The following is a 26474-nucleotide window of genomic DNA, read 5'->3' as shown; positions in this document are numbered from 1 at the left end:
GTAATTAATTTAAAAAAAAATGATTATGCGATTTTTGCCAATATAGCATTGAATGTTTCGCTTGGTCGCATTGCTTTGCTGGCTAATTCCGGATTCGGTTGGTAATAACCGCCAATATTTTGTGGTTTTCCTTGCGCTCCAATTAATTCAGCGTTGATTTTAGCTTCATTCTCAATAAACGCAGTTGCAATAGGAGTAAATATAGCTTTTAATTCAGCGTTTTTATCTTGTTTTGAAAGTGCTTCAGCCCAATACATAGCTAAATAAAAGTGAGAGCCACGATTGTCAATTTGACCCACTTTGCGTGCTGGAGATCTATTGTTTTCCAAGAATTTTTCAGTTGCTACATCAAGTGCTTCCGCTAAAACAATCGCTTTTGAATTGTTTAAAGTTTGTCCTAAATGTTCTAATGAAGCTCCTAAAGCAAGAAATTCACCTAATGAATCCCAACGCAAATAGCCTTCTTGTAGAAATTGTTCTACATGTTTTGGGGCAGATCCACCTGCTCCTGTTTCGAACAATCCTCCGCCATTCATCAAAGGAACAATAGATAACATTTTAGCTGAAGTTCCTACTTCCAAAATAGGGAATAAGTCAGTTAAATAATCACGTAGTACGTTTCCTGTTACAGAAATGGTGTCTAATCCTTTGATTATTCTTTCTAATGTGAAATTAGTGGCTTCAATAGGATTAAGGATTTGAATATCCAAACCGGTTGTGTCGTGATCTTTTAAATATTTTTTTACTTTTTCAGTTATTTCTCGATCATGTGCCCTGTTTTCGTCCAACCAAAATACGGCAGGAGTATTTGATAAACGAGCTCTGTTTACGGCTAATTTTACCCAGTCTTGTATCGGGGCATCTTTTGCCTGACACATTCTGAAAATATCTTTTGCCTCAACAGCTTGTTCCATTACAACGTTGCCATTAGTGTCAACAACCCGAACAATTCCGTCTGCATTCACTTGGAAAGTTTTGTCATGGGAACCATACTCTTCCGCTTTTTGCGCCATCAAACCTACGTTTGGCACACTTCCCATAGTAGTTGGGTCAAAAGCACCATGTTTTTTACAAAAATCTATGGTAGCAGAATAAATTCCGGCATAACATCTGTCCGGGATAATTGCAATGGTATCTTGTAGCTTTCCTTCCTTGTTATACATTTGTCCCGAAGTACGAATCATGGCCGGCATAGAAGCATCCACAATTACGTCCGAAGGAACTTGGAGATTGGTAATTCCTTTTTCTGAATTTACCATTGCCAATGCTGGTCCGTTTTCGATAGCTTGGTCTATTGCGGCTTTCACTTCGGCTTCCATTGGATGTCCTGCAATTTTAGCATATACATCTCCTAAACCGTTTCGGGTATCAACGCTCAATTCATTGAATAAGGCGGCGTATTTTTCGAAAACAGCTGCGAAATAAACTTCCACAATGGCACCAAAAATAATTGGATCCGATACTTTCATCATTGTAGCTTTCAGGTGAACCGAAAGTAAAACATTTTGTTCCTTGGCTTCTTTGATTGTTTTGGCAACAAAACTCTTTAAAGCATTAAGGTTTATTACTGAACTGTCAATAATTTCGCCTGCTTTTAGAGGAGTGCTCGCTTTCAAGACAGTAGTTGATCCATCTTTGCCCACAAATTCGATTTTCACGTCTGTGGCATCGGCAACGGTGATTGATTTTTCACTTCCGTAAAAATCACCACTTTCCATAGAAGCTACTTGTGTTTTTGAGTCAGATGACCAAGCGCCCATTGAATGTGGGTTTGCTTTCGCGAAGTTTTTAACGGCTTTTGGTGCTCTACGATCAGAGTTTCCTTCACGTAAAACTGGATTTACTGCAGAGCCTAAAATTTTAGAATATTTGGCTTTGATTGCTGCTTCTTCGTCATTTTTTGGTTCTTCAGGAAAATTGGGTAATGCGTAACCGTGAGATTGTAATTCTGCGATAGCCGTTTTTAATTGTGGCACCGATGCAGAAACATTTGGTAATTTTACAATATTTGCTTCTGGAGTGGTTGCTAATTTTCCAAGTTCCAATAGGGCATCTTCTGCCTTCTGGTCTTCCTTCAAAAACTCCGGGAAGTTGGCTAAAATTCTTCCGGCAAGAGAAATATCTCGAGGTTCAATTTCAATATCGGAAGTTGCCGTAAAAGCTTGAACAATTGGTAAAAATGAATAAGTGGCTAATAAAGGCGCTTCATCTGTGAGCGTGTAAAAAATTTTGGATTTAGTTGACATTTTAATAAAAATTATTTTTAATATTTATTTGGTTTACAAATGTAACAAAAACGTTTTCGTAAATGGGAATACACACTAATTATGTTTGGTTTAGTTTAAAAAATTATGAAATTAGGATTATTTAATTTTCTAATAGCGAATTGTTTAAAATTGTGTCTTTTTTTTATCGAAATGAAAATATAAGGCCTTCAGCGAAAATCAAATAGGGGTTTTATTTAAAAAGCGGACCTATTGTTCCAAAAAAAACTCCCGAAAATTTCGGGAGTTTTATAATAAAAAGATAGTTGACTATCTTCTTTTGTCTCTAATCTTGGCTTTTTTACCGGTAAGTTCTCTAAAGTAGAAAATTCTAGCTCTACGAACGTGACCTTTTTTGTTGATTTCAATTTTTTGTAAAGCTGGTAAGTTTACTGGGAAGATACGCTCTACACCAATTGCACCTGACATTTTACGAATGGTAAAAGTTTCTGTGTTTCCAGAACCTCTTCTTTGAATTACAACACCTTTAAAAAACTGTGTTCTTGTTTTTTCACCCTCTTTAATTTCATAGAAAACCGTGATAGTATCACCAGCTCCGAATACAGGGAAATCTTTTCTTGTTACGAATTCGTCTTGAACGAATTTCATTAAATCTGCCATTTTATTTTTTATTATGGTTTTAAAAAGAGCAACATTCACGGATTTCGCCAGAGGTTGGTCTAATGTGGGCGCAAATTTACAAAAAAAATCGAAAGTCACAAGTCGAAAGTCGAAAGAATGTGAAAAAAATCACATTCCTTGGTGAAAAACTTCACTTTACTTTGTAAAAAAACTTCACTTTAATATATTAATTAATCTTCTAACAAATCCGGTCGTCGATTTTTGGTATGTTCATACGCCATGTCTTCGCGCCATTTGTCGATTTTGGCAAAATTTCCGCTGGTTAAAACTTCGGGAACTTTCCAGCCTTTGTAATCGGCAGGCCTTGTATATATTGGCCCCGACAATAAATTATCCTGAAAACTATCCGTCAATGCCGAGGTTTCGTCGCTTAAAACTCCGGGAATTAACCGAATTAAAGTATCGCATAAAACCAAAGCTCCCAATTCTCCACCACTCAAAACATAATCACCAATCGAAATTTCCCTGGTGATAAAATGGTCGCGAACCCGCTGATCGACGCCTTTGTAGTGACCGCAAAGAATGATGATGTTTTCATACATCGACATTGTGTTCGCCATTTTCTGGTTCAGGGTTTCTCCGTCAGGCGACATATAAATGATTTCGTCGTAGGTTCTTTCGCTTTTCAAATGCGTGATGCAGGCATCAATGGGTTGTACGGTCATCACCATTCCAGCTCCGCCGCCAAAAGGATAATCATCGACGCTCTTCTGCTTGTTGGTTGTGTAATCCCGTAAATTATGAATGTGAACTTCGACAATTCCTTTGTCGATGGCACGTTTCATCATCGAAGCCTCAAACGGACTTCGCAGCAATTCTGGGAGAACGGTAATAATATCAATGCGCATATTTTATTTTCTAGGTTACAAAGGTACAAAGTTATTTGTGCAATAGCCAAAGAATGAATTCTATAGAAGCTATTTCTAATTTTTCAATAATGCATAATTGGTAATGCGAATCAAGGGTTGAATCTATAACTTCGTTGGTTTTCAATGTAGAGACCTAACAGGTTTTTAAAACCTGTCAGGTCTAATCCGAAGAATATCAGTATTTTATTCCAACCCTTGTTTTGCATTGGTGTTTTAATGAAAATGATTTTTATAATTTAGTTGCTACATCGTTTTCGGATTCCTTTTTTTTCCATTACTTTTATGCCCTAAAAAAACAAAATCATTATGAAAATTTTTTCAAAGATAATTGTGGCAAGTTCCGTTTTTTTGTTTGCTTCATTGCAAGTTCAAACACTTTCTGCACAAAACAATACCGTTAAAATGACAAATCCACTTTTGCAAAAAAGTAAATTGCAGTATCAAGCGCCACAATTTAATTTAATAAAAGATTCAGACTTTAAACCAGCCTTCGAATATGGTATTAAAGTTCATGATCAAGAAATTGACAAAATTGCAAATAACGCTGTAAAACCAACATTCGAGAACACTGTTTTGGCAATCGAAATCTCTGGAGAAGATTTTAAAAGAGCCAGAATGATTTTCGAAAATCTAACAGGTTCGAATACCAACCCTACTTTGCAGGCTATCGAAAAAGAATATGCTCCAATATTTGCTGCTCACGAGGACAAGATGTACCTAAACAGTAAGTTGTATAATCGTTTTAAAGCTTTGGAATTAAAAACTTTAAAAGGAGATGACAAAGCGTTAACCGAATATTATTTGCAAAAATTTGAATTAGCAGGAGCTAATTTATCGGTTGCTGATAAAGATAAAATGAAAAAAATTAACGGGGAACTAGCCGTATTAAGTACATCATATACCAATAAACTCTTGCTAGCTCGAAAAAATGGAGCCGTTCTATTTGATAATTTATCCGATTTAGATGGGCTAAGTGCCGCCGACATTGCTGCTGCCAAAAAAAGCGCAACCGAAGCTGGACAAGACGGAAAGTATTTAATCAATATAATAAACACCACACAACAACCCGTATTACAAGATTTAAAAAATAGAGCAAGCCGAGAAAAAATATACAAAGCTTCTTGGTATAGAGCCGAAAAAGGGGACGAAGGAGATACTCGCGAAATTCTTGAAAAAACAGCCCGATTGCGTTTGCAAAAAGCACAATTGATGGGCAAGAAAAATTTTGCCGAATTGAAATTGCAAGACCAAATGGCAAAATCGCCTATTCTTGCAATGGATTTATTAGCCAAAATTGCAACTCCAGCTGTTGCAAAAGCCAAAATTGAAGCCAAGGAAATTCAAGATTTAATCGATGCTCAAAACGGAGGTTTCAAATTAGAACCTTGGGATTGGAACTTTTATTCTGAGCAAGTACGTAAACAAAAATACGATTTAGATCAAAGCGAATTAAAACCATATTTTGAAGTAACAAGCGTTCTTGAAAAGGGAGTTTTCTATGCAGCCGAACAAATGTATGGCATCACTTTCAAGCCACGCACGGATCTACCGGTGTACAACCCAGATGTAAAAGTCTATGAAGTATTCGATTTTGATGGCAAATCGATAGCCATTTATTATTTAGATTTCTACGCACGCGACAATAAAAATGGAGGAGCTTGGATGAGTAATTTTGTAGAGCAATCCCATTTCTTAAAGCAAAAACCAGTAATTGTCAATGTTTTTAATTTCTCTAAACCAGCAAACGGAAACCCGTCTTTAGTAAGTTCAGACGACGTAATTACCATGTTTCACGAATTTGGACACACGCTACATGGTTTATTTGCCAATCAAAAATACACCTCAATTTCTGGAACATCCGTTCCTAGAGATTATGTAGAGTTTCCATCTCAAATCAACGAACACGCCGCATTAGATCCCGCTATTCTGAAAAATTATGCCGTGCATTATCAAACCAAACAACCTATTCCTCAGGCCTTAGTAGACAAATTTAAAAAAGCCGAAACATTCAATAAAGGATACGATGTAACTGAACTTTTGGCCGCAGCAACTCTTGATATGGCTTGGCATACTGTAGAAAAGGAATCCGATTTTAAACCCACTTTACAATTCGAAAAAGAAGCTCTAGAAAAGTATGGTTTATTAGTCAATGAAGTACCGCCAAGATACCATACGCCTTATTTCGCACACGTATGGGGCGGAGGCTATTCTGCAGGCTATTACGCCTACACTTGGTCTAAAACTTTAGATTACAACGTGTTTGACTGGATGATGAAAAACGGTGGATTAACGCGTCAAAATTGCGATAAATTCCGAAAAGAAATCCTATCCGTGGGCAATAGCGTCGATTTAAACAAAGCCTTCGAAAACCTAGTAGGTCATAAAATGGAAATCGAACCTTATTTAAAAAACGCAGGACTTTTAGAAAAATAATATTTTTTCAAATCAATTTATTAAAATGGCATCTCTAAAGGATGTCATTTTTTTTAGGAGCTATTTCCAGCTATTCACTATATCTTTCCTTGCTTAAAGAAAGCAAGGAAAGGATGCCGTTTCAATCTGGGCTAGGATTTAGTGGGATTAATTTACATTTTTGTTTGTTTATTAAATGATTACTTTTACAAAGACATGAGCTGGGAGACTTTGTGCATCATATCAAGATGACTTCGAGGAACGGCGAGTTTTAAATAATAATAACCCCCATAAAATCAAAATAGAATGCAAAGTTTTGGAGCAAGCAAAGAATTTATAAAAGGAGAAGAAATTGATTGGGAAATTGTTGGTGAAGGCATCAAGCGCAAAATAATGGGGTATGATGACAAAATAATGTTAGTAAACGTTTATTTTGAGAAAGGGGCAATTGGCAGCATACACGAACATTACCATTCGCAAGTAACTTATGTAGGAAGTGGCGCGTTTGAAGTTACTATTGACAAAGAAATAAAAATTATGAAGGGAGGCGATTGTTTTTATATTCCACCTCACGTGCTACACGGTGTCGTTTGCCTGGAAAGTGGTTTGTTGACGGATGTTTTTAGCCCAATTCGTGAAGATTTTATGCTTAATAAAACATATTGAAATTGTTTGTTTAGTATTTGCGGAACAAAGGGGTGAAAATTTAAATAGAGTCTTCATTTATTTGCATCGGGAGTTACTATTTAATTCGTGATTTTGCACTTTAATAAAGAGCCATCAAATATGCCCATAAGTCGGATTGATCTTCGTAGTATTCAACTTTAACTTGCATCGGATTTTTAATTTGATGGACAATAATCTTATAAAACAGTGACCAAAAACACTGCCGCATTATTTTTTGTTTCTAAAGGCTTTTTTAAACTCTTTTTATAGCAATTCGATTCCAAGAGTTGAAATACTACTTTTTCCAAACAAAGTGTTTTTTCATATCGGTTAAATCGTATATATTTACTTGAAATTAAGTGCATTTAATACTATTTTGGGTTTTTTGGACAAACTGATGTTAAAACTATTCTCCACATTTGGCAAACAACCCTAATCAACTAATCAACTAATCAAATGATGAAAAACAAACTTATTGTTGGCATTTTATGCTGTATCTTCAGCCTGCATTGTGCTTACGCCCAACAGCGGGGCTTTCTCGAAAACGTTTATAAATTTATTGAAGACCCCGGTAAATTCTCCCTAAACCAGGAAGCAGGCCGTGTTCCTCTCATTCCTTTTGCCACGGTTCAAGAAGCCTTGGAAAACAACAAGGACAAATCCAGAGGGTTTCTCTCCCTGAACGGCCAATGGAAATTCAAATGGTCAGAAAACCCGGATGTGTCGCCCAAGGATTTCTATACTGAAAAATTCAACGATACCAAATGGGACAATCTCAATGTGCCCAGCAATTGGGAGATGCAAGGCTATGGCGACCCCGTGTTCCGTAATGTATCGCAACCCTTTCATGCGAACCCGCCTTTCATTCCGCACGATTACAATCCGGTTGGATCGTATCGCAAAACGGTAACAGTTCCTTCAAACTGGAAGGACAAAGAGGTGTTTCTGCGTCTGGAAGCCGCTACTTCAGCATCGTTTGTTTGGGTTAATGGCAAAGAAGTAGGTTTTAACGAAGGTGCCAACGAACCTGCTGAATATAACATTACAAAATATCTGAAACCCGGCAAGAATCTGATTGCCGTAAATGTGTACAAATATTCTGCAGGCACTTATCTTGAAGATCAGGATATGTGGCGTTTATCTGGCATTTTTCGCGATGTGTATTTACTGGCAACTCCAAAGGTACATTTGCGCGACTTTTATGTCACCACCGATCTCGATAAAGACTACCGCGATGCTACTCTTTCGATTGCTGCCGATATCTCCAACTATTTAGAGATAAGTCAATCGGGGTATTCAGTTCGGGCTACCCTATTCGATAAAAATCACAAAGCCGTGGTTCAAAAAATGGTTTCAAACCAGGTTTCGGTGGACGGAAAACAAACCCAAACAGTAAACCTCTCGGCGTCCGTTTCCAACCCTGATAAATGGTCAAGCGAAAAGCCTAATCTGTACTATTTAACACTCGAGCTTTTAAATTTAGAAGGAAAAACAGAAGAGGTACTCTCTAGTCGAATTGGTTTTAAAAAGGTGGAAGTAAAACATCAGGCTTTATATGTAAACGGTGTTCCGATAAAACTGAACGGAACCAACAGTCACATGCAGCATCCCGATTTGGGCCATACAATGGATGTGGAAACCATCAGAAAGGATTTCACCTTAATGAAGCAATTCAACATCAACTGCGTTCGTACTTCGCATTACCCTCCAACCATCGATTACCTGGACCTTGCTGACGAAATGGGAATCTTTATTGTTGATGAAACCGGTGACGAATCACATGCTACCGAATATATATCGGAACGTCCCGAATGGCGAGATGCCTATGTGGATCGCGTTCGTGGAATGGTACTCCGCGACAGGAACCATCCTTCCATTATTTTCTGGAGTGCCGGCAACGAAAGTGGCACCGGAAACAATATCTGTGAAGTAATTAAAGAAGGCAAACGACTCGATCCTTCCCGTATTTTTATGTATGGCGGCAACACCGATGATGTGGGCTGGAAAAATGAAGTTCCCTGCGAAGATATCATCGGCCCACGCTACCCAACACCATACGAACTGAAAACACGCATCGCCCAAGTTCCCGAAAGCCAGGATCCACGCCCTTCATTTATGGATGAATACATCTCGGTGGAAGGCAACGGAGGGGGTGGTCTGGACGAATATTGGGATATTATTTATAACTATCCTCGTTGTATTGGGGGAGCATTGTGGGATTGGGTAAGTCCGGGAATACGAGAGAAAATCCAGTTGCTCACCGATGCTTCCAAAAACCATATCAACACCGCTATAAAAGGCCGTGGAAAGCTGGTTCCGGGAAAATTTGGCAGTGCCGTTGAATTAACCGGAAATGATCAGTGGGTAGATGTTTATCGCGATCCAGCCCTTGACATCACCGGAAATCAGCTCACTTTATCGCTTTGGGTCTTTCCACGAAACTGGAATACCGATGGCACTTTCGTTACCAAAGGAAGCTATCAGTTCGGCCTTCGCCAGAATCTCAGGGATTCGCTGGAGTTTTATGTTACGGATGATAACCGGACTTCTTTATCCGTTTCGATTCCGCAAAACTGGGAAAACAGTTGGCATCATCTTGCCGGAATCTACGACGGAAAATCCCTTTCAATTTATGTTGACGGAAAACTTGCCGGAAGCAAACCGTTCACGGGAAGCATCACCAATAAACCATTCCCGGTAAACATTGGACGAAACGCCGAAATCGAAGGTCAGGAATATGCTGGCAGAACAAGCAATGCACGGTTCGACAGGGTGGCTATTTTCAATAAAGCCATACCGATTGATCAATTGCTAAACCCAACGCCATCGCTCAAAGACGAGGCGCAACTCTGGCTCGATTTCGATGAAGTCCAGGACAAGGGAACATCCTTCAGTATGGGTATTGGCGGTCGCACATACGGACTTATCTGGCCTGACCGGACACCACAACCCGAGCTTTGGCAGGTAAAGAAATCGGCTCAGCCTGCAAATGTTGAGTTGGTAAACCCCGAAGAGGGTACTGTGCAAGTTTGGAATCGGTATCATTTTACCAATCTCAGCGAAATGAAAACAACATGGCAGCTGCAAGCCAACGGGAAAGTGATTCAAAAAGGGGAATTAAATGTGTCGGTAAACCCGCTTCAAAAACAAATCGTAACCATTCCCTATCAGAAACCTGATCTGGAAGCCGGAACAGAATACAGGATTCTTGTAAGCTTCAGCTTGAAAAAAGCCCAATCATGGGCTCCCGAAGGATTTGAAGTTGCCTGGAGCCAACTGGAGTTGCCATGGAAAAAAGCAGAAGAAGCAATTCAAGTAAAAAACTCTTCCAATGCATTATTTACCGAAAGCACTGATGCCATTGTCATTACCGGAAAAGATTTCGAGTATGTGTTTGACAAAACGAAGGGGGAGTTAAAATCGATGAAATATCAGGGAATATCGCTGGTAAATGAAGGGCCAAAACTGAATGTATGGCGTGCTCCGTTGGCCAACGAACTTGACCAATGGGCTCTTTTGCAATCGCATTTGACATATCATAATCCGGGTATGGGAGACGGTCCGGCAAACAACTGGCGTTCGCTTGGGCTAGACCATTTAACCTACAAACTAGACAAATTATCAGTTTCGAAAACCAAGGACAATAAAGTAAAAGTGGATGTGATGAATCATGCCGAAGGGATAAATTATGGTACTGCCTTCGACAATCACTTCGTTTACACCATTGATGGCAATGGTGAAATTACTATCAATCATACCGTAACCCCGCAAGGACTGATGCCTGTATGGTTACCCAGAATAGGTGTTCAATGGAATATGAACAAAGATTTGAAGCAGGTTGCATGGTATGGCAGAGGTCCTTTCGAAAACTACCCTGACCGCAAAACTGGAGCCAAAATTGGCGTTTACAACTCCTCTGTACAGGAAATGACAGAGAAATACCTCGTTCCTCAGGATTATGGCTTGCGCACCGACAATCGCTGGGTGCGCATAGAAACTACCGATGGTGTTGGATTGGAATTTAAAGGAAGTGATCTGTTTAATTTCAGTACCCAGCCATTTGATACGGACAATATGACCCGGGCCAGATACCCATATCAAGTACAACCGTTCGACGGAACCACGTTTAACTTCGATTATGCGACAAGTGGAGTGGGTTGTACGGCTATTTCAGTACTCAACCAATATAGGGTTTTACCCCAAGTTTATAATTTTACCATGGAGATAAAGCCATATAAAAGGTAAATCGTAATGATATTAGCAGGGTATTATGGGAATTTTCAAATCATCAAATTTCCAAATTCTCTATTTAATTCGTAATTTTGCACTTCAATAAAAAACAATAAAAATGGAAAACGGAATATACGCTAAATTCAACACCTCAAAAGGATCGATTTTAGTAAAACTAACACACGATTTAACTCCAGGAACAGTAGGGAACTTTGTAGCTCTTGCCGAAGGGAATATGGAAAATAAAGTAAAACCTCAAGGGGTTAAATTTTATGATGGCTTAACTTTTCATAGAGTGATTCCTAATTTTATGGTTCAAGGTGGTTGTCCTCTTGGAACAGGAACAGGTGATCCAGGATACAAATTTGATGATGAATTTCACCAAGATTTGCGTCACGACGCGCCGGGTGTTTTGTCTATGGCAAACTCAGGTCCAGGTTCAAACGGATCTCAATTTTTTATCACGCACGTGGCAACACCATGGCTTGATGATAAACACACGGTTTTTGGAAACGTAATTGAAGGTCAAGATGTAGTTGATGCAATTGCTCAAGGCGATAAATTAGAAACTCTTGAAATTATTAGAGTAGGTGATGAAGCTAAAAACTGGAATGCAATTGAAGCTTTTGTTGGTTTAAAAGGTGCTCGTTTGAAACGTGCTGCAGCTTTAAAAGCGGAAACCGAAGCTAAAATGGAAAAATTGGCCGCTGGTTTCGAAAAAACAGAAAGCGGTTTACGTTACCAATTTATTCAAAAAGGAGACGGGAAACAAGCCGAAAAAGGAAAAACAGTAGCTGTTCATTATGAAGGTTCATTAGAAAACGGAAAAGTTTTTGATTCTTCCTATCCAAGAAAAAAACCAATTGAATTCAAATTAGGACAAGGTCAAGTTATCGAGGGCTGGGACGAAGGAATTGCCTTGTTGAAAGTGGGGGACAAAGCACGTTTTGTAATTCCATCTGATTTGGGTTACGGACCCGCAGGAGCTGGAGGAGCAATTCCACCAAACGCCACTTTAATTTTCGACGTTGAATTGATGGACGTAAAGTAATTTACGATTTACGAAGTTAGAAATACGAAGTTTTAATTTTGTGACAAATAACAGAAATCCCAAAGCGAGAGTTTTGGGATTTTTTTATGCAGTAAGTTCGGTTTTCTATTCGTCAGTTCGATTGAGTAATGGTTTGCGACAGAAAACCATTACGAAGTATCGAGAACTTTTGTGTGAAAGAGGCTTCTCGATACAATTTTAAAAAATAGCTAATCGCAATTTTTTAAAATTACTCGAAGTGACGATCTGTCTATTAAGCCAAAAAGCACTCGAAGTGACGTTCAAATTCATAAAATCTTACTTCCACTTAATATTACAACCTAAACTTGGTTTTTGATTGGGATTAATAATTCGGTTGTAAATCACGCCGTCAATCGCGCCACGCAAATCGCTTCCACTTAACGGAATGCCGTTTCCCGGTCGGCTATCATCCAGTTGACCTCGATAAACTAGCTTGTTTTGATTGTCAAACAAAAAGAAATCGGGTGTGCAGGCAGCATCATACGCTTTTGCCACTTGCTGCGTTTCATCATACAGATAGGGGAATTCAAAGTTATTTTCGAAAGCAAACTCCGTCATTAATTCGGGAGCATCCTGCGGAAATTTTGATACATCATTGCTGGAAATTGCCACAACTCCAATGCCTTGCACACGATAATCATTGGCGATTCGCACTATTTCTTCGATAGCATGATGTACAAACGGACAGTGGTTGCAGATGAACATTACCAAAGTTCCTTTTTCGCCTTTTATATCTGCAAAAGAAAAATTCATATCGACAGAATTCATGTCTTTCAAATAAAACTCAGGAGCAATAGTTCCGAGTGGCAACATATTCGATGGAGTTCTTGACATTTTTTGTTTGAGATTTTAAAACTCCCCTCTTGGGATGGGGAGGAGTGTGTGTTGGTTTAAAATTTAAAGTTAATAAAAAAGGATTGTTTTTTAGAGTGAAAACAGTAAATTTAAATCCTAAAACTTTAAAGAGAAATCTATGTTAACTTGGACTGAATTCGAAAAAGTGGAAATGCGAGTTGGCACAATTCTCGAAGTCAATGATTTTCCTGAAGCCAGAAAACCGGCTTACCAATTCACGATTGATTTTGGTTCCAATATTGGGATTCGAAAAACTTCCGCACAAATCACCAAACGCTACCGAAAAGAAGATTTAGTTAATCGGCAAATTATTGCTGTGGTCAATTTTCCAAAAAAGCAGATCGGGAAATTTATGAGCGAGTGTTTGGTTCTTGGCGCAGTTGGTGAGGAAGGCGACGCGATTTTATTGGCGCCGGATTTCAAAATCGAAAATGGATTACCAATCAGATGACTTCAAAAACAGTTGTAAAATAACTGAATTTACAATTAAAATTCCAGTTATAAAAATGTTAATAACTTGTTCTTAAGGTGTTTAAATAAAAATAATCCGTAAATTTACTTCATACTTAATTAAGAGTCTATTTTATTTACTCCAAATGACTTTGTCGTTTGATTAGTGTAATCCTTTAGATAATTAAGGGAAATCTAATTATTAGTGGAATCTCCTAAAAGTTAGGGAAGCGCAACAATGTAAAAAAATTATGGATAATCAGCTCATTGATTTAAAACAAGATTATAAATTTAATTATACATAAAAAATGGAAAAGAAAAAAATGATTGACGTATTGCATTTTTGTGCCGCACAATGCACACATTGTTATGATGCTTGCCATTTAGAAAAAGAAATGGATATGTCCAGCTGTATGATAAACGATCAGGATTGTGCTGATTTATGCCGTTTGACAGCACAAGTGTTGGAGCGAAACTCTGACAATGCAGATATTTTTTTAAAAGTATGTTTAGTGATGTGCGAAAGATGTGCCACTGAATGTGAAAAATATCCACAAATGGAACATTGCCAAAAATGTGCTGATGCATGTCGAAAATGTGCAGCAATGATTCACGAACAAGGATTGACATATTAGGAAAAGGCCATTATTATGATTCAAAAACAAAAAAGTAAAACAAAATGCCATGCCTTGGACAAAAACAGATTATCCAAACTCTCTGAAGAATCTTCCCGGAGTGGTTCGCAATAAAGCCATTGAAATTGCCAATGCATTATTCAAAAAAGGAAACATGGAGGAGGGGCGAATCATTGCCACAGCAATAAGTCATGCGAAAACGTGGGCAAACAATCGCGGATTAATAACGAAAATGTTTCCAAAAAAGCTAAAAATTAAAAAATGACTTAAAAGAATGCGATTTAATAAACACAATTATGAACTTTATTATACTATATATCATGGCAACAATAACAAGCACCACCTTGACAATAAAAAGTTTCGCTTTTAAGAACAATGGATTTATTCCTTCGCAATATACTTGCGATGGAGCAAATATAAACCCAGATCTTATGATAAACGATATTCCCGAGAACGCAAAAAGTCTTGCCATTATCGTAGATGATCCAGATGCTCCCAATGGAATATTTTGCCATTGGGTAATGTGGGATATTCCGGTAAGAAACAAAATAATAAAAGAAAACAGTAAACCTGGGATACAAGGCAGAAACAGTATGCACGAAAATAAGTATTTCGGTCCGTGTCCTCCAAGCGGCATACACCATTATCATTTTAAAGTGTATGCTTTAGACACAAAACTTAGTTCTCTATCTCCAAATACTGATAGAAAAGGACTTTTAGATGCTATGGAAGGGCATATTATTTTCTCAGGCGATTTAATAGGTTTGTATGAGAGGTAACCTGTTTTTGTAGTAGAAAATGGCTTGAGAGATTGGAAAATGTTTTTGGAAAGGAAAACTAATTCACCTTTTTTAGGATTTAATTTTCAGGATAATGGTGCCATTCATTAGTATGGTTTCGGGAGTTTTTACAAGTTTCAAATTTACTAGAGGGTTTCCGTTAATTAACAATAGGTTCGCTTTTTTTCCTACTTCTACGCTACCAAAATCAGGATTTTGGAGGAAAAGTTTAGATGATAAATAAGTAGAGCCAGTTAGAATTTCAAAATTCGTCATCCCATATTCCTTTAAAACATCAATTTCTTGAAGAAAAGTACTTCCTGCATAAGTTCCAGGAAGTAAGCTATCTGTCCCCAATACTATTGTCACATTTCTATTATGAAGAAGCTTAAAGTTGTCCAGCCAATAAGGGCTCTTGTTTGTTACATCATTGAAAAAAGCACTCATTACCGGTTGATTTTTTATATCCAATCCATTCCATTTGGTCACCGGATCAAGAATAATTTTAGGAACTAACAAGGTGTCGTACTTATTGGGAATATACTCTCCTTTATTGATGGAATTTACATTTTGAAAAGCGGCCAATGTATAAATGACAGGAACTTTTGAATTTGCAATTACATCCGCTTGTTCCGGAGTTAGCTTTCCTCTCCAAATACCGTGAGCAAGAACATCTGCTCCAGCTTTTACAGCATTTACGGCATCTTCTGGGCTGCCCATATGGACAAATACTTTATATCCTTTTTTGTGGGATTCATCAATTAATGCCTTTAATAATGGGAATGGCATTTCCGGAGAATCCGGAGGTATTTGGTCACAAATAATTTTTACGTAATCTACTTTTTTGTTAGTGTATTTTTCAATAATTTTTTTCGCCTCTCCGGTATTTTTAATTGTGGGAGTGATAATGCCAACAAACAGTTTTAAAGGCCAACCAAGAATTTCTTTTGAAAGTGGGATTGGATGGCTATTTTTTATGGTGATGGGAATATGAGCGTGGTAAATTGTTGGTCCCAAAAGAGTTCCTTTCTCCACTTTTTCGGATAATTTCTCCATACTTGAGGCTGTTCCTCCCATATCATAAACTGTCGTGATTCCAGCATAGAGATAAGCCGATAAATTGTATTTTTCATTTGCCTTGACATTCTTCCAAGGAACAGACCCGCTTCCGGAAAGGTGAACGTGTGCGTCTATTAGTCCGGGCATCAATGTTTTGCCTTTTCCGTTAATTATTTTGTACGATTTATTTTTTATGGGGATAAAATGATTCGTAATTACCTTAATGAATCCATTTTCAATAACAACATCTTTATTTAAGATTAAAGTGCTGTCCTTTCCATTAAAAATATTGACTTCGGTAATTAAAATTGGAAAAGTATTGTCGCTTTTTTTAATGAGTTCTTTGGTGTAATAATTTTTGCACCCGAATAAAAAAGAGAGTAATGTAAATAATGATAAAATAATAATATTTTTCATAATTATTTCATTTTCAGTAAGTTAAACTTAACAAAGTTAGTGAAATCCTAAATATACTAATCATATAAATGAAAAATTATGCTAAATTTATGAGTGAATGCTTGGTGCCGAAAGCAGTGGAGAAGAAGGTGACGTGGTTTTATTGGTGTCCGATTTTAAGATGGAAAATGGGTTGAGAATTGGATAAAAAAAAGTCCAAAAAGCTTTCGAATTTTGGACTTTATACTTTTTTGACTGAAAATTAGATGTCGTCAAAATCAATATCGGTAAAACTGGATGAATGTGGTATTTCTTCTTCCGGTTTTTTAGAATTATGTTTTTTGTAAAAAATTAAACCTCGGACTGACGTTTTTAATAATTATACCTACGGTCAGGACATTGAAATTTTATAATTATTCAACTACAAAATCACCTTCCAATCCACTTTCAGCATCAGAAGCTATCCACACTTTGAAGGCTCCCGCTTCAGTTTGATATACCATCTCATCATTATAAAATGCAAGATCAGAAACAGGAATAGAAAACCGTACTTTTTTCATTTCTCCAGGATTCAATTCGATTTGATAAAAATCTTTTAGTTCTCTTACCGGTCTTACAATACTTCCTGTTATATCCCGTATATAAAGTTGCACTGTTTCAGTACCTTTTCGTTTGCCTGTATTGGTAATGGATGCGGTTACCACCAAATTATCTTTCGTGTTGAGCGTTGTTTTTTCAACAATTAAATCACTGTACGTAAAATTAGTATAGGAAAGTCCAAATCCAAAAGGATAACGTGGTGCGAAACCTGCATCAAGATAATGTGAAGCATTGCCAAGGGAACTCTGCCAAGCTTCGATTGGGATGTCACGAATGCCGACAAATGTTTTGGGATCAGCGGGTCTTCCGGTATTGGGATGGTTGTAATAGATTGGAATTTGCCCCACTTCTTTAGGCCAGGTTACAGGGAGTTTTCCAGAAGGATTCGCAACACCGCTCAACAAATCTACAATAGCCGGTCCTGCCATAGTACCGGGATGCCAAGCCATCAATACTGCCGAAACTTTGGGTAGAATATGCTCCATCGTAATGGGTCTTCCCGCCATAATTACCAATACAATTGGTTTTCCTGTTTTATATAATTCATCTATTAATTGCTCTTGAATCCCTGGCAAACGGATATCGGCTCTGGAATGGGCTTCACCAGAAAGTATGGCTTCTTCTCCGGCAAAGAATAAAATGACATCCGATTTTTTTGCCGTGGCAATGGCTTCTGCAAAACCTTCTTCGGATTCAGAACGGCTATAGCTTAGTCCGGCTGCATAGGAAATAGTTGTTGTTCCGTAAGTTTGTTGTAAGGCTTTCAGAGGTGTTTGAGAATCATTTTTGTTTCCGTCAAATGTCCAAGTACCCAGTTGTTCTCGGGCTGCATCTGCCAATGGACCAATAACTGCTATTTTTTTGTTTGCAGCCAGCGGAAGAATCTCCTTTTCATTTTTCAACAACACACAACTTTTGGTGGCTGCTTTTTTAGCAAGTGCCAAAGCATTTGAATCCAGCAAAGCGAATTTCTCCCTGCCTTTGAAATAGGGATTATCGAAAATTCCTGCACGGAATTTTATTCGTAGAATGTTTCTCACCATTTCGTTTAATGCCTCTTCAGATACTTTCTTTTCTGCGATTAAATTTTTCAAGTGAGTCGCATAAGACAAACTGGTCATTTCCATATCGAGACCTGCCGAAGCTGCTTTGAAAGCGGCCTCTTTTTCATCAACGCAATAACCGTGATTAACCATTTCTATAATTGAATTCCAATCGCTTACTACAAAGCCGTTAAATTTCCATTCGTCACGCAATACTTTTTTAAGGAGGAATTTATTTCCCGAAGCAGGAATGCCATTCACGTCATTGAAGGAGGTCATAAACGTGGCAACACCTGCTTTCACGGATGCTTCAAACGGTTTCAGATAAACATTTCTTAAAAGAGATTCTGAGATGTTTACGGTATTGTAATCTCGACCACCTTCTGTAGCTCCATAAGCAGCAAAGTGTTTAGCGCAAGCTAGTATTCGCCCGGGTTTGGAAGGATCATTGCCTTGAAATCCTTTGATATAAGCAGCTCCTAATCTGGAAGCCAATAAGGGGTCTTCACCTGGAGATTCTGCTATGCGTCCCCAACGGGCATCGCGACAGATATCTACCATGGGAGCATAAGTCCAATTGATACATTTTGAATAAGATTCATTAGCCGCAACCTCAGAAGTTCGTTCCACTAAATCCATATCCCATGAAGCGGCAAGCCCAAGCGGAATTGGGAAAATGGTTTTATAACCATGAATGACATCGCGCCCAAATAATAAGGGAATATGATTGGGGCTTTCTTCAACGGCAATTTTTTGAATTTCTGCAGCATTTATCGGATCTGTGAGATTTATAATCGCACTGACTAACCCTTTTCGTACTTCTGCCTTGAGTTCCTCAGACAATCCTTTGCCTCTGCTCGAAGTGCCCTTCAAGCTCGCTTGTCCAATTTTCTCTTCGATACTCATACCTTTTAGTATTTTTTCTATTTTTATTTCAACCTCTTTATTTTGGCTAAAGGCTGGAATTGAGAGGCAAATGAGGAAAATCGAAGTGAAAAATAATTTGTGGGCTAGGGTCATTTTATTGGTTTTTTAAAGTTGTGATATTGTGATTAGCGGTTATTTTTATTGAATATTTTAAAAAGCTATACCCAAAATGATTTATTGTTATCACGATTCATTTGAGTATTGCACTGAATTTTAAACAGCTAAACGTATCGACTTGTTGTGGGTTATTATTTACAATTTTGTTTCTGTTATCAATAGTATTTTTAGACGATTATTTTCTAAATATACACAAAAAAGTCCAAAAATCTTTCGACTTTTGGACTTTATACTTTTTTGACTGAAAATTAGATGTCGTCAAAATCAATATCGGTGAAACTGGATGAATGTGGTATTTCTTCTTCCGATTTTTCTAAAACATATTCTTTTTTGAAATCTTTTTGATGTCTTTCAGATATCACTTCTTCGCCTTTGTGGTTCAAAACATAAGAAGTCATTTCTTCCAGAATTTCCGTGAATGCGGCAAAATCTTCTTTGTACAAATAAATTTTGTGTTTTTTGAAGTGAAAAGAGCCGTCTACTTCAGTAAATTTTTTACTTTCGGTAATGGTAATGTAATAATCATTGGCTTTTGTAGCTCTTACATCAAAGAAATACGTTCTTCTTCCAGCTCGTAATACTTTAGAAAATATTTCTTCTTTTTCTAACATGTCATTTTCTCTCATAATCCTTCTGTCAATTTATTGTTGTTAAGCAGTAATCAAAAATCTAAAAAATATATGTATTACACAACAATTATTGCATTTCTTTTTCGGAAAGTTGCTTCAAATACAAGGCGGCATAATAGCCTCCTTGATTTATCAATTGATTATGAGAGCCTTGTTCAATAATTTTTCCTTCGTCGAGTATTATGATTTTATCCGCATTTTTAGCGGATGAAACTCTGTGACTCACAATAATGGTTGTTTTGTCCTTGCAAATTTTCTGTAAATTATTCAATATTGCCTCTTCCGTTTCGGTATCAACTGCCGATAAACAATCGTCAAAAAGTAAAATCTTCGGATTTTTGATAATCGCTCTTGCTATGGAAACCCGTTGTTTTTGACCGCCAGAAAGCGTAATGCCTCTTTCCCCTAAAATGGTGTCGTATTGTTTGTTGAAACCAATAATATTATTATGTACTTCGGCATTTTTTGCCGCGGCTTCCACTTCCTCGTCGGTTGCGTTTTCTTTGCCAAACTTGATGTTATTTTTGATAGTGTCCGAAAACAAAAAAGCGTCTTGTGGCACAATCCCGATGCTGTTTCTCAAGTCGTACAAGTTTACTTTGCTTATTTCGTTCCCGTCAATGGTAATTCGCCCTTCGGTTACGTCATATAAGCGAGATATCAAGGAAACGATGGTTGATTTTCCGGAACCTGTTTTTCCGAGAATTGCCAGAGTTTCGCCTTTGTGTACCGTAAAAGATATATTCTGTAATGCTTTTATATTGGTGTCTTCATAAGTATAGCTCACATTTTCGAAAGAAATTGTGCCTTCAATTACCGATTTGTCAGGGTTCATATTTTGTATTTCTGGTTCGATTTTCAAGAACTCATTGATGCGTTTTTGGGATGCTTCGGCTTCTTGTACCATGGACGAAACCCAACCCAGCGAAGCCACAGGCCAAGTAAGCATATTTACGTACAAGATAAATTCGGCGATGGTTCCAATGCTTTTTATGGTTCCATTGATATACATTATCCCGCCAAAATAAATTACCACCAAGTTGCTTATTCCAATAAGCGCGAGCATCAAAGGGCCAAATAAAGCTTGTATTTTCGCCAAACTCAAACTTTTGCTTTTGCTTTCATCTGCCAAGTTTTCAAGATTTTTTTGATGTTGGTCTTCCAATGAATAGGCTTTTATAACTCGAATTCCCGAAAATATTTCTTGTGTAAAACTGGAAACTTTGGATAAATATTGTTGGAAAATGGTACTTCTTTTATTGATTTCAGAACTTATTTTAAAGATGGCATACGACAATAAGGGCAACGGAAGCAAGGTGTACAATGTCAATCGTGGCGACACATTAAACATATATACAATCACGATTGCAAAGCGAATAATAGTGTTTATGGTGTACATTACGGCCGGACCAACATACATTCTTACTTTTGAAACATCTTCGCTAATGCGGTTCATCAAATCGCCCGTACGGTTTTGCTTGTAGAAATTATGGGAAAGGTTTTCATATTGCCTAAAGACTTCGTTTTTTAAATCGAATTCAATGTGGCGCGACATGACAATTAGGGTTTGTCTCATCAAAAAAGTAAGGAAACCCGCTATAATGGTAGTGGCGATTATCAGTAAGATATTTGTAAGTAGCTCTTGCTGAATAACGGATTTGGCTACGGTTTTGTCCTTGGAAAATTCTTCAATTACTTTAAATGATTTGCTGATCAATTTTGGTGTAAACAAAGAAAATATCTGGGCTACAATGGTAATAAGGATACCCAACAAAAAGCTGTATTTATATTTGACGAAATATTTATTTAAATAGCGTAATTCTTTCATTTTATTAGGTGTTGAATCTGTAAGTTTTATTTTTGTAATCTGTTTATTTTGATTGTATGCAAATGCCAAATGTACGGTTTAAAGATAAATATAAGGAAACTGTCCCATCTGGATTTTTACCTTTTCTCCCGGAAACGCAAAATTAGTTGATAATAAAATATTTTTGATGTTTTATTTCTGTTTTAAAAAATGAAATTCTTATTTTTGCAAACTAATTAATAAAAGTTCTTACAAGGTGGTAAATAGAAGACATATTCGCGTTAAGGTTATGCAATCCATATATGCGATGCATCAAAATGGGTCAGATGATTTGGAAAAAGAAGAAAAATTCCTTTTTTATAGTATAGACGCCATTCAAGATTTATACCTTATAATGCTTTCTTCATTGATAGAAATCTGTAAAAAAGAAACCATATTTTTACATAAATCAAGCCAAAAGCACCTTGCAACTCCCGAAGAACGCAAACCTAACGAAAAGTTTATCAAGAACAGTATTTTTCAAATTCTTGCCGAAAATAATTCTTTGAGCATCGCTTTGGAAAATCGTAAAATCAATAATTGGACGTTAAACGATGATTATATATTGTTGCTTCTCAATAATATAAAACAAAGCAAATTGTATGCAAAATACATGAGCAATGCCGTAAACACATTCGAGGAAGACAAGGAATTTATTGTTGATTTGTTTATGGACGTGATTGTTCCAAATGAAAAATTGTATGAATATCTGGAAGACAACAAATTGACTTGGGTTGACGATATTCCATTGGTAAACACTGAAATTATCAAGCAATTGAAAGCGATAAAACCCGTTGAAGAAGGCAATTTTAGGGTTCCGAAATTATATAAAGACAATGAAGACAGAGATTTTGTCAAGGATTTGTTCAGAAAAACAGTCTTGAATGAACCTCAATTGGCAAAAGAATATGTAGATAAAACGCCAAACTGGGACAGTGAAAGAATTGCTGAAATTGACACGATTATTCTTAAAATGGCGATTTGCGAATTTTTGAAATTCCCTTCTATTCCTGTCAAAGTTACCCTAAATGAATATTTAGAGCTTGCCAAAGAATATTCTACTCCAAAAAGTAGTATTTTTATCAACGGAATTTTAGACAATTTAGTAAAAGAACTACAAGCCAGTAATAGAATAGTTAAAGCTGGTCGTGGATTAATGTAATACAATTTATAAACAAAAAAAGAATTAAAATTATGGGACAATTAACTCAATTTGCGCCGTTTTTATTAATGTTTGTGGTAATCTATTTTTTTATGATCAGACCACAACAAAAAAGAGCCAAAAACGAAAAAGAATTTGAAAGCACTTTGAAAGTGGGTGACAAAATCATCACAAAAAGTGGACTTCACGGAAAAGTTTCCGAGCTTTCAGATACAACTGTTGTTATCGAAACAATGGCCGGAAAATTAAAAATGGAACGTTCTGCAATTTCTATGGAAATGAGCGCATCATTGAACAAAAAATAATTCTGTTTTTGCAGCCATAAAAAAATCCTCTCGAAACTTCGAGAGGATTTTTTATGAACTGAAATCAGGGAAGTTTGTGTTTTATACCATTTTGCTTTGGATTTTACTGGAATGCCTTGTATAGTTTTGTCATTCCGACGCAGGAGGAATCTCCTCTTGTTGCTCACATTTGTTGAGATTCCTCCTGCGTCGGAATGACAAATAGTGGGCTAGTCTTTGTCGGTAAATTAAAAACTAAAATGGTATTATTTTACTTTTGGTTTTTCCTCATTGATACCATTTATTGCTGTTAATTCGGCGATTTTTACAATTACATCAACTGCTTTTTGCATGCTCTCCACGGGGACATATTCGTATTTTCCATGAAAGTTATGTCCACCAGCAAAAATATTTGGGCAAGGCAATCCTTTATAGGATAATTGGCATCCATCAGTTCCTCCTCGAATAGGTTTTATGAGTGGTTTAATTCCCAATTGCATCATGGCTTTTTCTGCAATGTCCACAATGTGTTTTACAGGCAAAACCTTTTCTTTCATATTGTAATATTGGTCTTTTATTTCGGCTGAAACGATATCCCCACCAAATTGTTTTGCAAATTTCTTGTTGATTTTTCGGATGATTTTTTCAATCAATTCTTTGCGTTTCTCAAATTTTCTCTTGCTGTGATCCCGAATGATAAGTTCCAAAACCGTTTCTTCTATACTTCCTGTTAGATGATGTACGTGAAAAAAACCTTCGTAACATTTGGTTTCCTGCGGTATTTCGTCTTTGGGTAATTCATTGATGAATTCATTGGCAATAAGCATTGAATTTATCATTTTTCCTATGGCATAACCCGGATGAACGCTTTTTCCCCTGAAAGTGATTTTGGCCCCAGCCGCATTAAAATTTTCATATTCCAGTTCGCCCACTTGACTTCCGTCCATGGTATAAGCCCAATCGGCACCAAATTTTTCGACCTCAAAATGATGAGCACCACGACCTATTTCTTCGTCTGGCGTAAACCCAACCCTGATTTTTCCGTGTTTGATTTCTGGATTTTTTATCAGGAATTCCATTGCGGTGACAATTTCGGTAATTCCGGCTTTATCATCTGCGCCCAGAAGCGTGGTTCCGTCAGTCGTAATTAGAGTTTGTCCCTTGTATTTTAACAAATCCTTGAAATAATTTGGAGACAATATTATATTTTGTTCGGCATTTAAAATGATGTCTCCCCCATCATAATTTGGAATAATTTGAGGTTTTACATTGGCACCGCTAAAATCTGGAGAGGTATCAAAGTGAGAAATGAATCCAATTGTTGGCACATTATGGTCCACATTACTGGGTAAAGATGCCATTATGTATGCATTTTTATCAATTGTCACGTCCTGCATTCCTATGGATTTCAATTCTTCGACCAACTTATTGGCCAAAACCCATTGTTTTTTTGTGCTTGGAGTAGTTTCTGAGTGTGAATCAGATTCAGTGTCAATAATTGCGTAACTTATAAAGCGGTCAATGATATGTTGCATTTTGTCTTTGTTTTAGGCAAATATAATCAATTTTTCAGGAGATTTTCAGGGCAATTTATTACTAAAGTGAGGAATTTTTATGTGTGAGCATAAACAATTAAAATATTCTGGCAAATTTTCACATAGTGTTCAGTAAAACCCCAAATTTCTTGGACTTTTCTCCGATGTGCAGGAATAGAATTGAGAAATAGCTGGGGGCTTGATTTTTAGTCTTTAAAAGATATAATAAATTTTGCTCCTTCATTCACTTTACTCTCTACAGAAATGGTGCCTCCTAAACTGGTAATGTGATTGTGCACTATATAGAGCCCGATCCCTTTGCTGTCAATATGATTGTGAAATTTTTGGTTCAAACCAAAAATTTTATCTTTTACGACATCCATATCAAAACCCAGACCGTTATCAGAAAAAACCAATTGGTTAATTCCATTGAGTTTCCTGGAATAAATAGAAATAGCTGGAAAACTGCCAGGCTTGGCATATTTAATCGAATTTGTTATTAAATTTAGAAATATGCTTTCCAGATAGGATTTATTGAATTGAATTTTTTTAAATTCCGAAAAGTCGACATTGATGGTGCTTTTTGAATTTTGTATTAAAGAATTGATGGAGCGTAACACTATATTTAAAGCCTTATTTAAATTTACTTCCTCAATTTGCGCCGTTGTGGTATCTTTTAGAATTAAAACATCCACATAATCATTCAAAGCTTGCCTTAAACTTTCACTGGTTGATTTTAGCATTTCAATGAATAACAGTGTTTCCGGATCACTAATTTTAGAAACATCCAGAAGACTAAATATGGAAAGCATATTATTTACCGGCGATCTGAAATTATGTGAACTGGTGTAGGTTAATTTCTTGAGATCGGCATTTATTTTTGTAAAATTGGTAAGCAGTAAATTTCGTTCTTCTTCCAATTTTTTGGTATGGGTGACGTTTTTAGCAATTGCATAAACTAAATCGGCACTTTCTACCGGCAATGAAGTCCAGGAAAGCCATATAATTTCACCGCTTTTCGTTACATATCGATTTTCAAAATTCAATAGTGGACTGCTTTTTGTAAGTTCCTCTCGATATTTTGCGGTAGTTTCCCGGTCATCACTATATATAAATTCACTAATAGGTTTCGAAAATAACTCCTCGTTGGTGTAGCCCAATAACTTAGAAACAGCAGGATTTATTTTTTTAAAAAACCCGTCAAACCCTGCAATACAAAGCAAGTCAGGCGATAGTTCAAAAAAATGTTCGAATATGTAGTCACTTCTTGGATTGAGATTTAAATTAGGATTGCCTGTCATTTTCTGTTGTTAAGACTATTGTTTTCTAATCGTTTTACCAATAATGGAAAAGAATGGCTAAGATAGTGTGTCTTTAGTTGGATAATGTGTTAAAAAAATATTTTTTTATAAGATAAATTTACATATTGTCCAGTACTATCCCAAATTTTTTGACTTTATTCCAATCGGTGTATTCAATTTCAGTTTTTGGGTCGGTTGGTCCTTTTGTCATCCACATGATGAGTCGAATCATCAATCTGTCGGTAAAAGAATATTTTTGATAATCAAGTTTCCCGGCAAAAACAGCTGATTTTTTAGGAATCCAACTAATTTCTTTCAGGAACTTGATGAAATAGGGATTGGTTTCCGGCGTGTTTTTATCTGATTTTCTTGCCACAAGATTGACCGAAAAGAAGGCGTTTTTGGTATTATCCAACTCTTGTTTATGCTGGTTGATGAATTCGATTATTTTCGAATTGTGTTTTCCGTATCGAATGCTGGATCCCATCACAAACTTGTCAAAATCAGTTACTTTCTTGTCGAAATCCTCAATCGAGAAAAGTTCAACTTCGTTGCCGTTTTCGACTAGAACTTCTTTTAGTTTGTTGCAGATTTTTAGCGTTTGTCCATCTACGGTGGAGTATAGCATTCCGATTTTAGTTTTCATTTTTATTAAAAATTATGGGCAATCGCACCTATCTAAGTAATGGTTAAAATTTAAT

At 36.8% G+C, this 26474-nt stretch carries 21 protein-coding genes; 10 read left to right on the top strand and 11 right to left on the bottom strand.

Annotation, left to right across the window (positions count from 1 at the left end):
- Positions 1–23: 23 nt before the first annotated feature.
- The 3 genes from B2145_RS09285 to trmD all read right to left on the bottom strand — a co-directional run bounded on the left by B2145_RS09285 (position 24) and on the right by trmD (position 3754).
- Complete coding sequence (locus B2145_RS09285; protein ID WP_291101373.1) at positions 24–2246, bottom strand: NADP-dependent isocitrate dehydrogenase; 2223 nt, start codon at positions 2244–2246, stop codon at positions 24–26.
- 288 nt (positions 2247–2534) lie between these two features.
- Entirely contained in the window at positions 2535–2885 is a 351-nt protein-coding gene (gene rplS, locus B2145_RS09280; RefSeq protein WP_291101370.1) for a 50S ribosomal protein L19, read from the bottom strand.
- Between the two features lie 191 nt (positions 2886–3076).
- Complete coding sequence (gene trmD / locus B2145_RS09275; RefSeq protein WP_291101368.1) at positions 3077–3754, bottom strand: tRNA (guanosine(37)-N1)-methyltransferase TrmD; 678 nt, start codon at positions 3752–3754, stop codon at positions 3077–3079.
- Positions 3755–4081: 327 nt separating this feature from the next.
- On the opposite strand from trmD, the gene B2145_RS09270 reads away from it, so the two are divergent.
- From B2145_RS09270 to B2145_RS09255, 4 genes are all read left to right on the top strand, one after another.
- Complete coding sequence (locus tag B2145_RS09270; protein ID WP_291101365.1) at positions 4082–6208, top strand: M3 family metallopeptidase; 2127 nt, start codon at positions 4082–4084, stop codon at positions 6206–6208.
- Positions 6209–6493: 285 nt separating this feature from the next.
- The gene (locus B2145_RS09265) at positions 6494–6853 is read left to right on the top strand and encodes a cupin domain-containing protein (RefSeq protein ID WP_291101362.1); all 360 of its coding nucleotides are present in this window, start codon (positions 6494–6496) and stop codon (positions 6851–6853) included.
- Positions 6854–7492: 639 nt separating this feature from the next.
- Positions 7493–11098 (top strand): glycoside hydrolase family 2 TIM barrel-domain containing protein, encoded by a 3606-nt coding sequence (locus tag B2145_RS09260; protein WP_291101359.1) that lies wholly within the window; start codon positions 7493–7495, stop codon positions 11096–11098.
- A gap of 103 nt (positions 11099–11201) precedes the next feature.
- Positions 11202–12134 (top strand): peptidylprolyl isomerase, encoded by a 933-nt coding sequence (locus B2145_RS09255; RefSeq protein ID WP_291101356.1) that lies wholly within the window; start codon positions 11202–11204, stop codon positions 12132–12134.
- Positions 12135–12431: 297 nt separating this feature from the next.
- Here B2145_RS09255 and B2145_RS09250 read toward each other — a convergent pair whose 3' ends face one another.
- Positions 12432–12989, bottom strand: coding sequence for a thioredoxin family protein (locus B2145_RS09250; RefSeq protein WP_291101354.1), 558 nt, complete (start codon positions 12987–12989; stop codon positions 12432–12434).
- 139 nt (positions 12990–13128) lie between these two features.
- Between B2145_RS09250 and B2145_RS09245 the strand changes: the two genes are divergently transcribed.
- The 4 genes from B2145_RS09245 to B2145_RS09230 all read left to right on the top strand — a co-directional run bounded on the left by B2145_RS09245 (position 13129) and on the right by B2145_RS09230 (position 14874).
- Positions 13129–13461 (top strand): tRNA-binding protein, encoded by a 333-nt coding sequence (locus B2145_RS09245; RefSeq protein ID WP_291101351.1) that lies wholly within the window; start codon positions 13129–13131, stop codon positions 13459–13461.
- Positions 13462–13783: 322 nt separating this feature from the next.
- On the top strand, positions 13784–14095 hold the full coding sequence (locus B2145_RS09240; protein WP_291101348.1) for a four-helix bundle copper-binding protein: 312 nt from the start codon (positions 13784–13786) through the stop codon (positions 14093–14095).
- Positions 14096–14144: 49 nt separating this feature from the next.
- A complete protein-coding gene (locus tag B2145_RS09235) occupies positions 14145–14360 on the top strand; it encodes a hypothetical protein (RefSeq protein WP_291101345.1) in 216 nt (71 codons plus the stop codon).
- A 55-nt stretch (positions 14361–14415) separates the two neighbouring features.
- Positions 14416–14874, top strand: a complete 459-nt coding sequence (locus B2145_RS09230) for a YbhB/YbcL family Raf kinase inhibitor-like protein (protein WP_291101342.1) — start codon at positions 14416–14418, stop codon at positions 14872–14874.
- A 72-nt stretch (positions 14875–14946) separates the two neighbouring features.
- Here B2145_RS09230 and B2145_RS09225 read toward each other — a convergent pair whose 3' ends face one another.
- The 4 genes from B2145_RS09225 to B2145_RS09210 form a co-directional block, all read right to left on the bottom strand.
- Positions 14947–16350: an amidohydrolase family protein gene (locus tag B2145_RS09225; protein WP_291101339.1), complete on the bottom strand. Its 1404-nt coding sequence runs from the start codon at positions 16348–16350 to the stop codon at positions 14947–14949.
- A 392-nt stretch (positions 16351–16742) separates the two neighbouring features.
- Positions 16743–18992, bottom strand: coding sequence for a beta-glucosidase BglX (gene bglX, locus B2145_RS09220; protein ID WP_291101336.1), 2250 nt, complete (start codon positions 18990–18992; stop codon positions 16743–16745).
- 272 nt (positions 18993–19264) lie between these two features.
- The gene (locus B2145_RS09215; RefSeq protein ID WP_291101333.1) at positions 19265–19642 is read right to left on the bottom strand and encodes a PUR family DNA/RNA-binding protein; all 378 of its coding nucleotides are present in this window, start codon (positions 19640–19642) and stop codon (positions 19265–19267) included.
- A 70-nt stretch (positions 19643–19712) separates the two neighbouring features.
- Positions 19713–21473 (bottom strand): ABC transporter ATP-binding protein, encoded by a 1761-nt coding sequence (locus tag B2145_RS09210; RefSeq protein ID WP_291101331.1) that lies wholly within the window; start codon positions 21471–21473, stop codon positions 19713–19715.
- A gap of 268 nt (positions 21474–21741) precedes the next feature.
- On the opposite strand from B2145_RS09210, the gene nusB reads away from it, so the two are divergent.
- The gene (gene nusB, locus B2145_RS09205) at positions 21742–22653 is read left to right on the top strand and encodes a transcription antitermination factor NusB (RefSeq protein ID WP_291101417.1); all 912 of its coding nucleotides are present in this window, start codon (positions 21742–21744) and stop codon (positions 22651–22653) included.
- Positions 22654–22685: 32 nt separating this feature from the next.
- Positions 22686–22958, top strand: coding sequence for a preprotein translocase subunit YajC (gene yajC / locus B2145_RS09200; protein ID WP_291101328.1), 273 nt, complete (start codon positions 22686–22688; stop codon positions 22956–22958).
- Positions 22959–23203: 245 nt separating this feature from the next.
- Here yajC and pepT read toward each other — a convergent pair whose 3' ends face one another.
- From pepT to hemG, 3 genes are all read right to left on the bottom strand, one after another.
- Positions 23204–24472: a peptidase T gene (gene pepT, locus B2145_RS09195; protein WP_291101325.1), complete on the bottom strand. Its 1269-nt coding sequence runs from the start codon at positions 24470–24472 to the stop codon at positions 23204–23206.
- A 206-nt stretch (positions 24473–24678) separates the two neighbouring features.
- Positions 24679–25773, bottom strand: coding sequence for a PAS domain-containing sensor histidine kinase (locus tag B2145_RS09190; protein ID WP_291101322.1), 1095 nt, complete (start codon positions 25771–25773; stop codon positions 24679–24681).
- A 118-nt stretch (positions 25774–25891) separates the two neighbouring features.
- Positions 25892–26419: a menaquinone-dependent protoporphyrinogen IX dehydrogenase gene (gene hemG, locus B2145_RS09185; RefSeq protein WP_291101319.1), complete on the bottom strand. Its 528-nt coding sequence runs from the start codon at positions 26417–26419 to the stop codon at positions 25892–25894.
- Between the last annotated feature and the right edge of the window lie 55 nt (positions 26420–26474).

This window comes from Flavobacterium sp. UBA5153 (genome assembly GCA_002413745.1).
Lineage (GTDB): Bacteria > Bacteroidota > Bacteroidia > Flavobacteriales > Flavobacteriaceae > Flavobacterium.
This window is presented reverse-complemented; position numbering and strand designations above follow the sequence as displayed.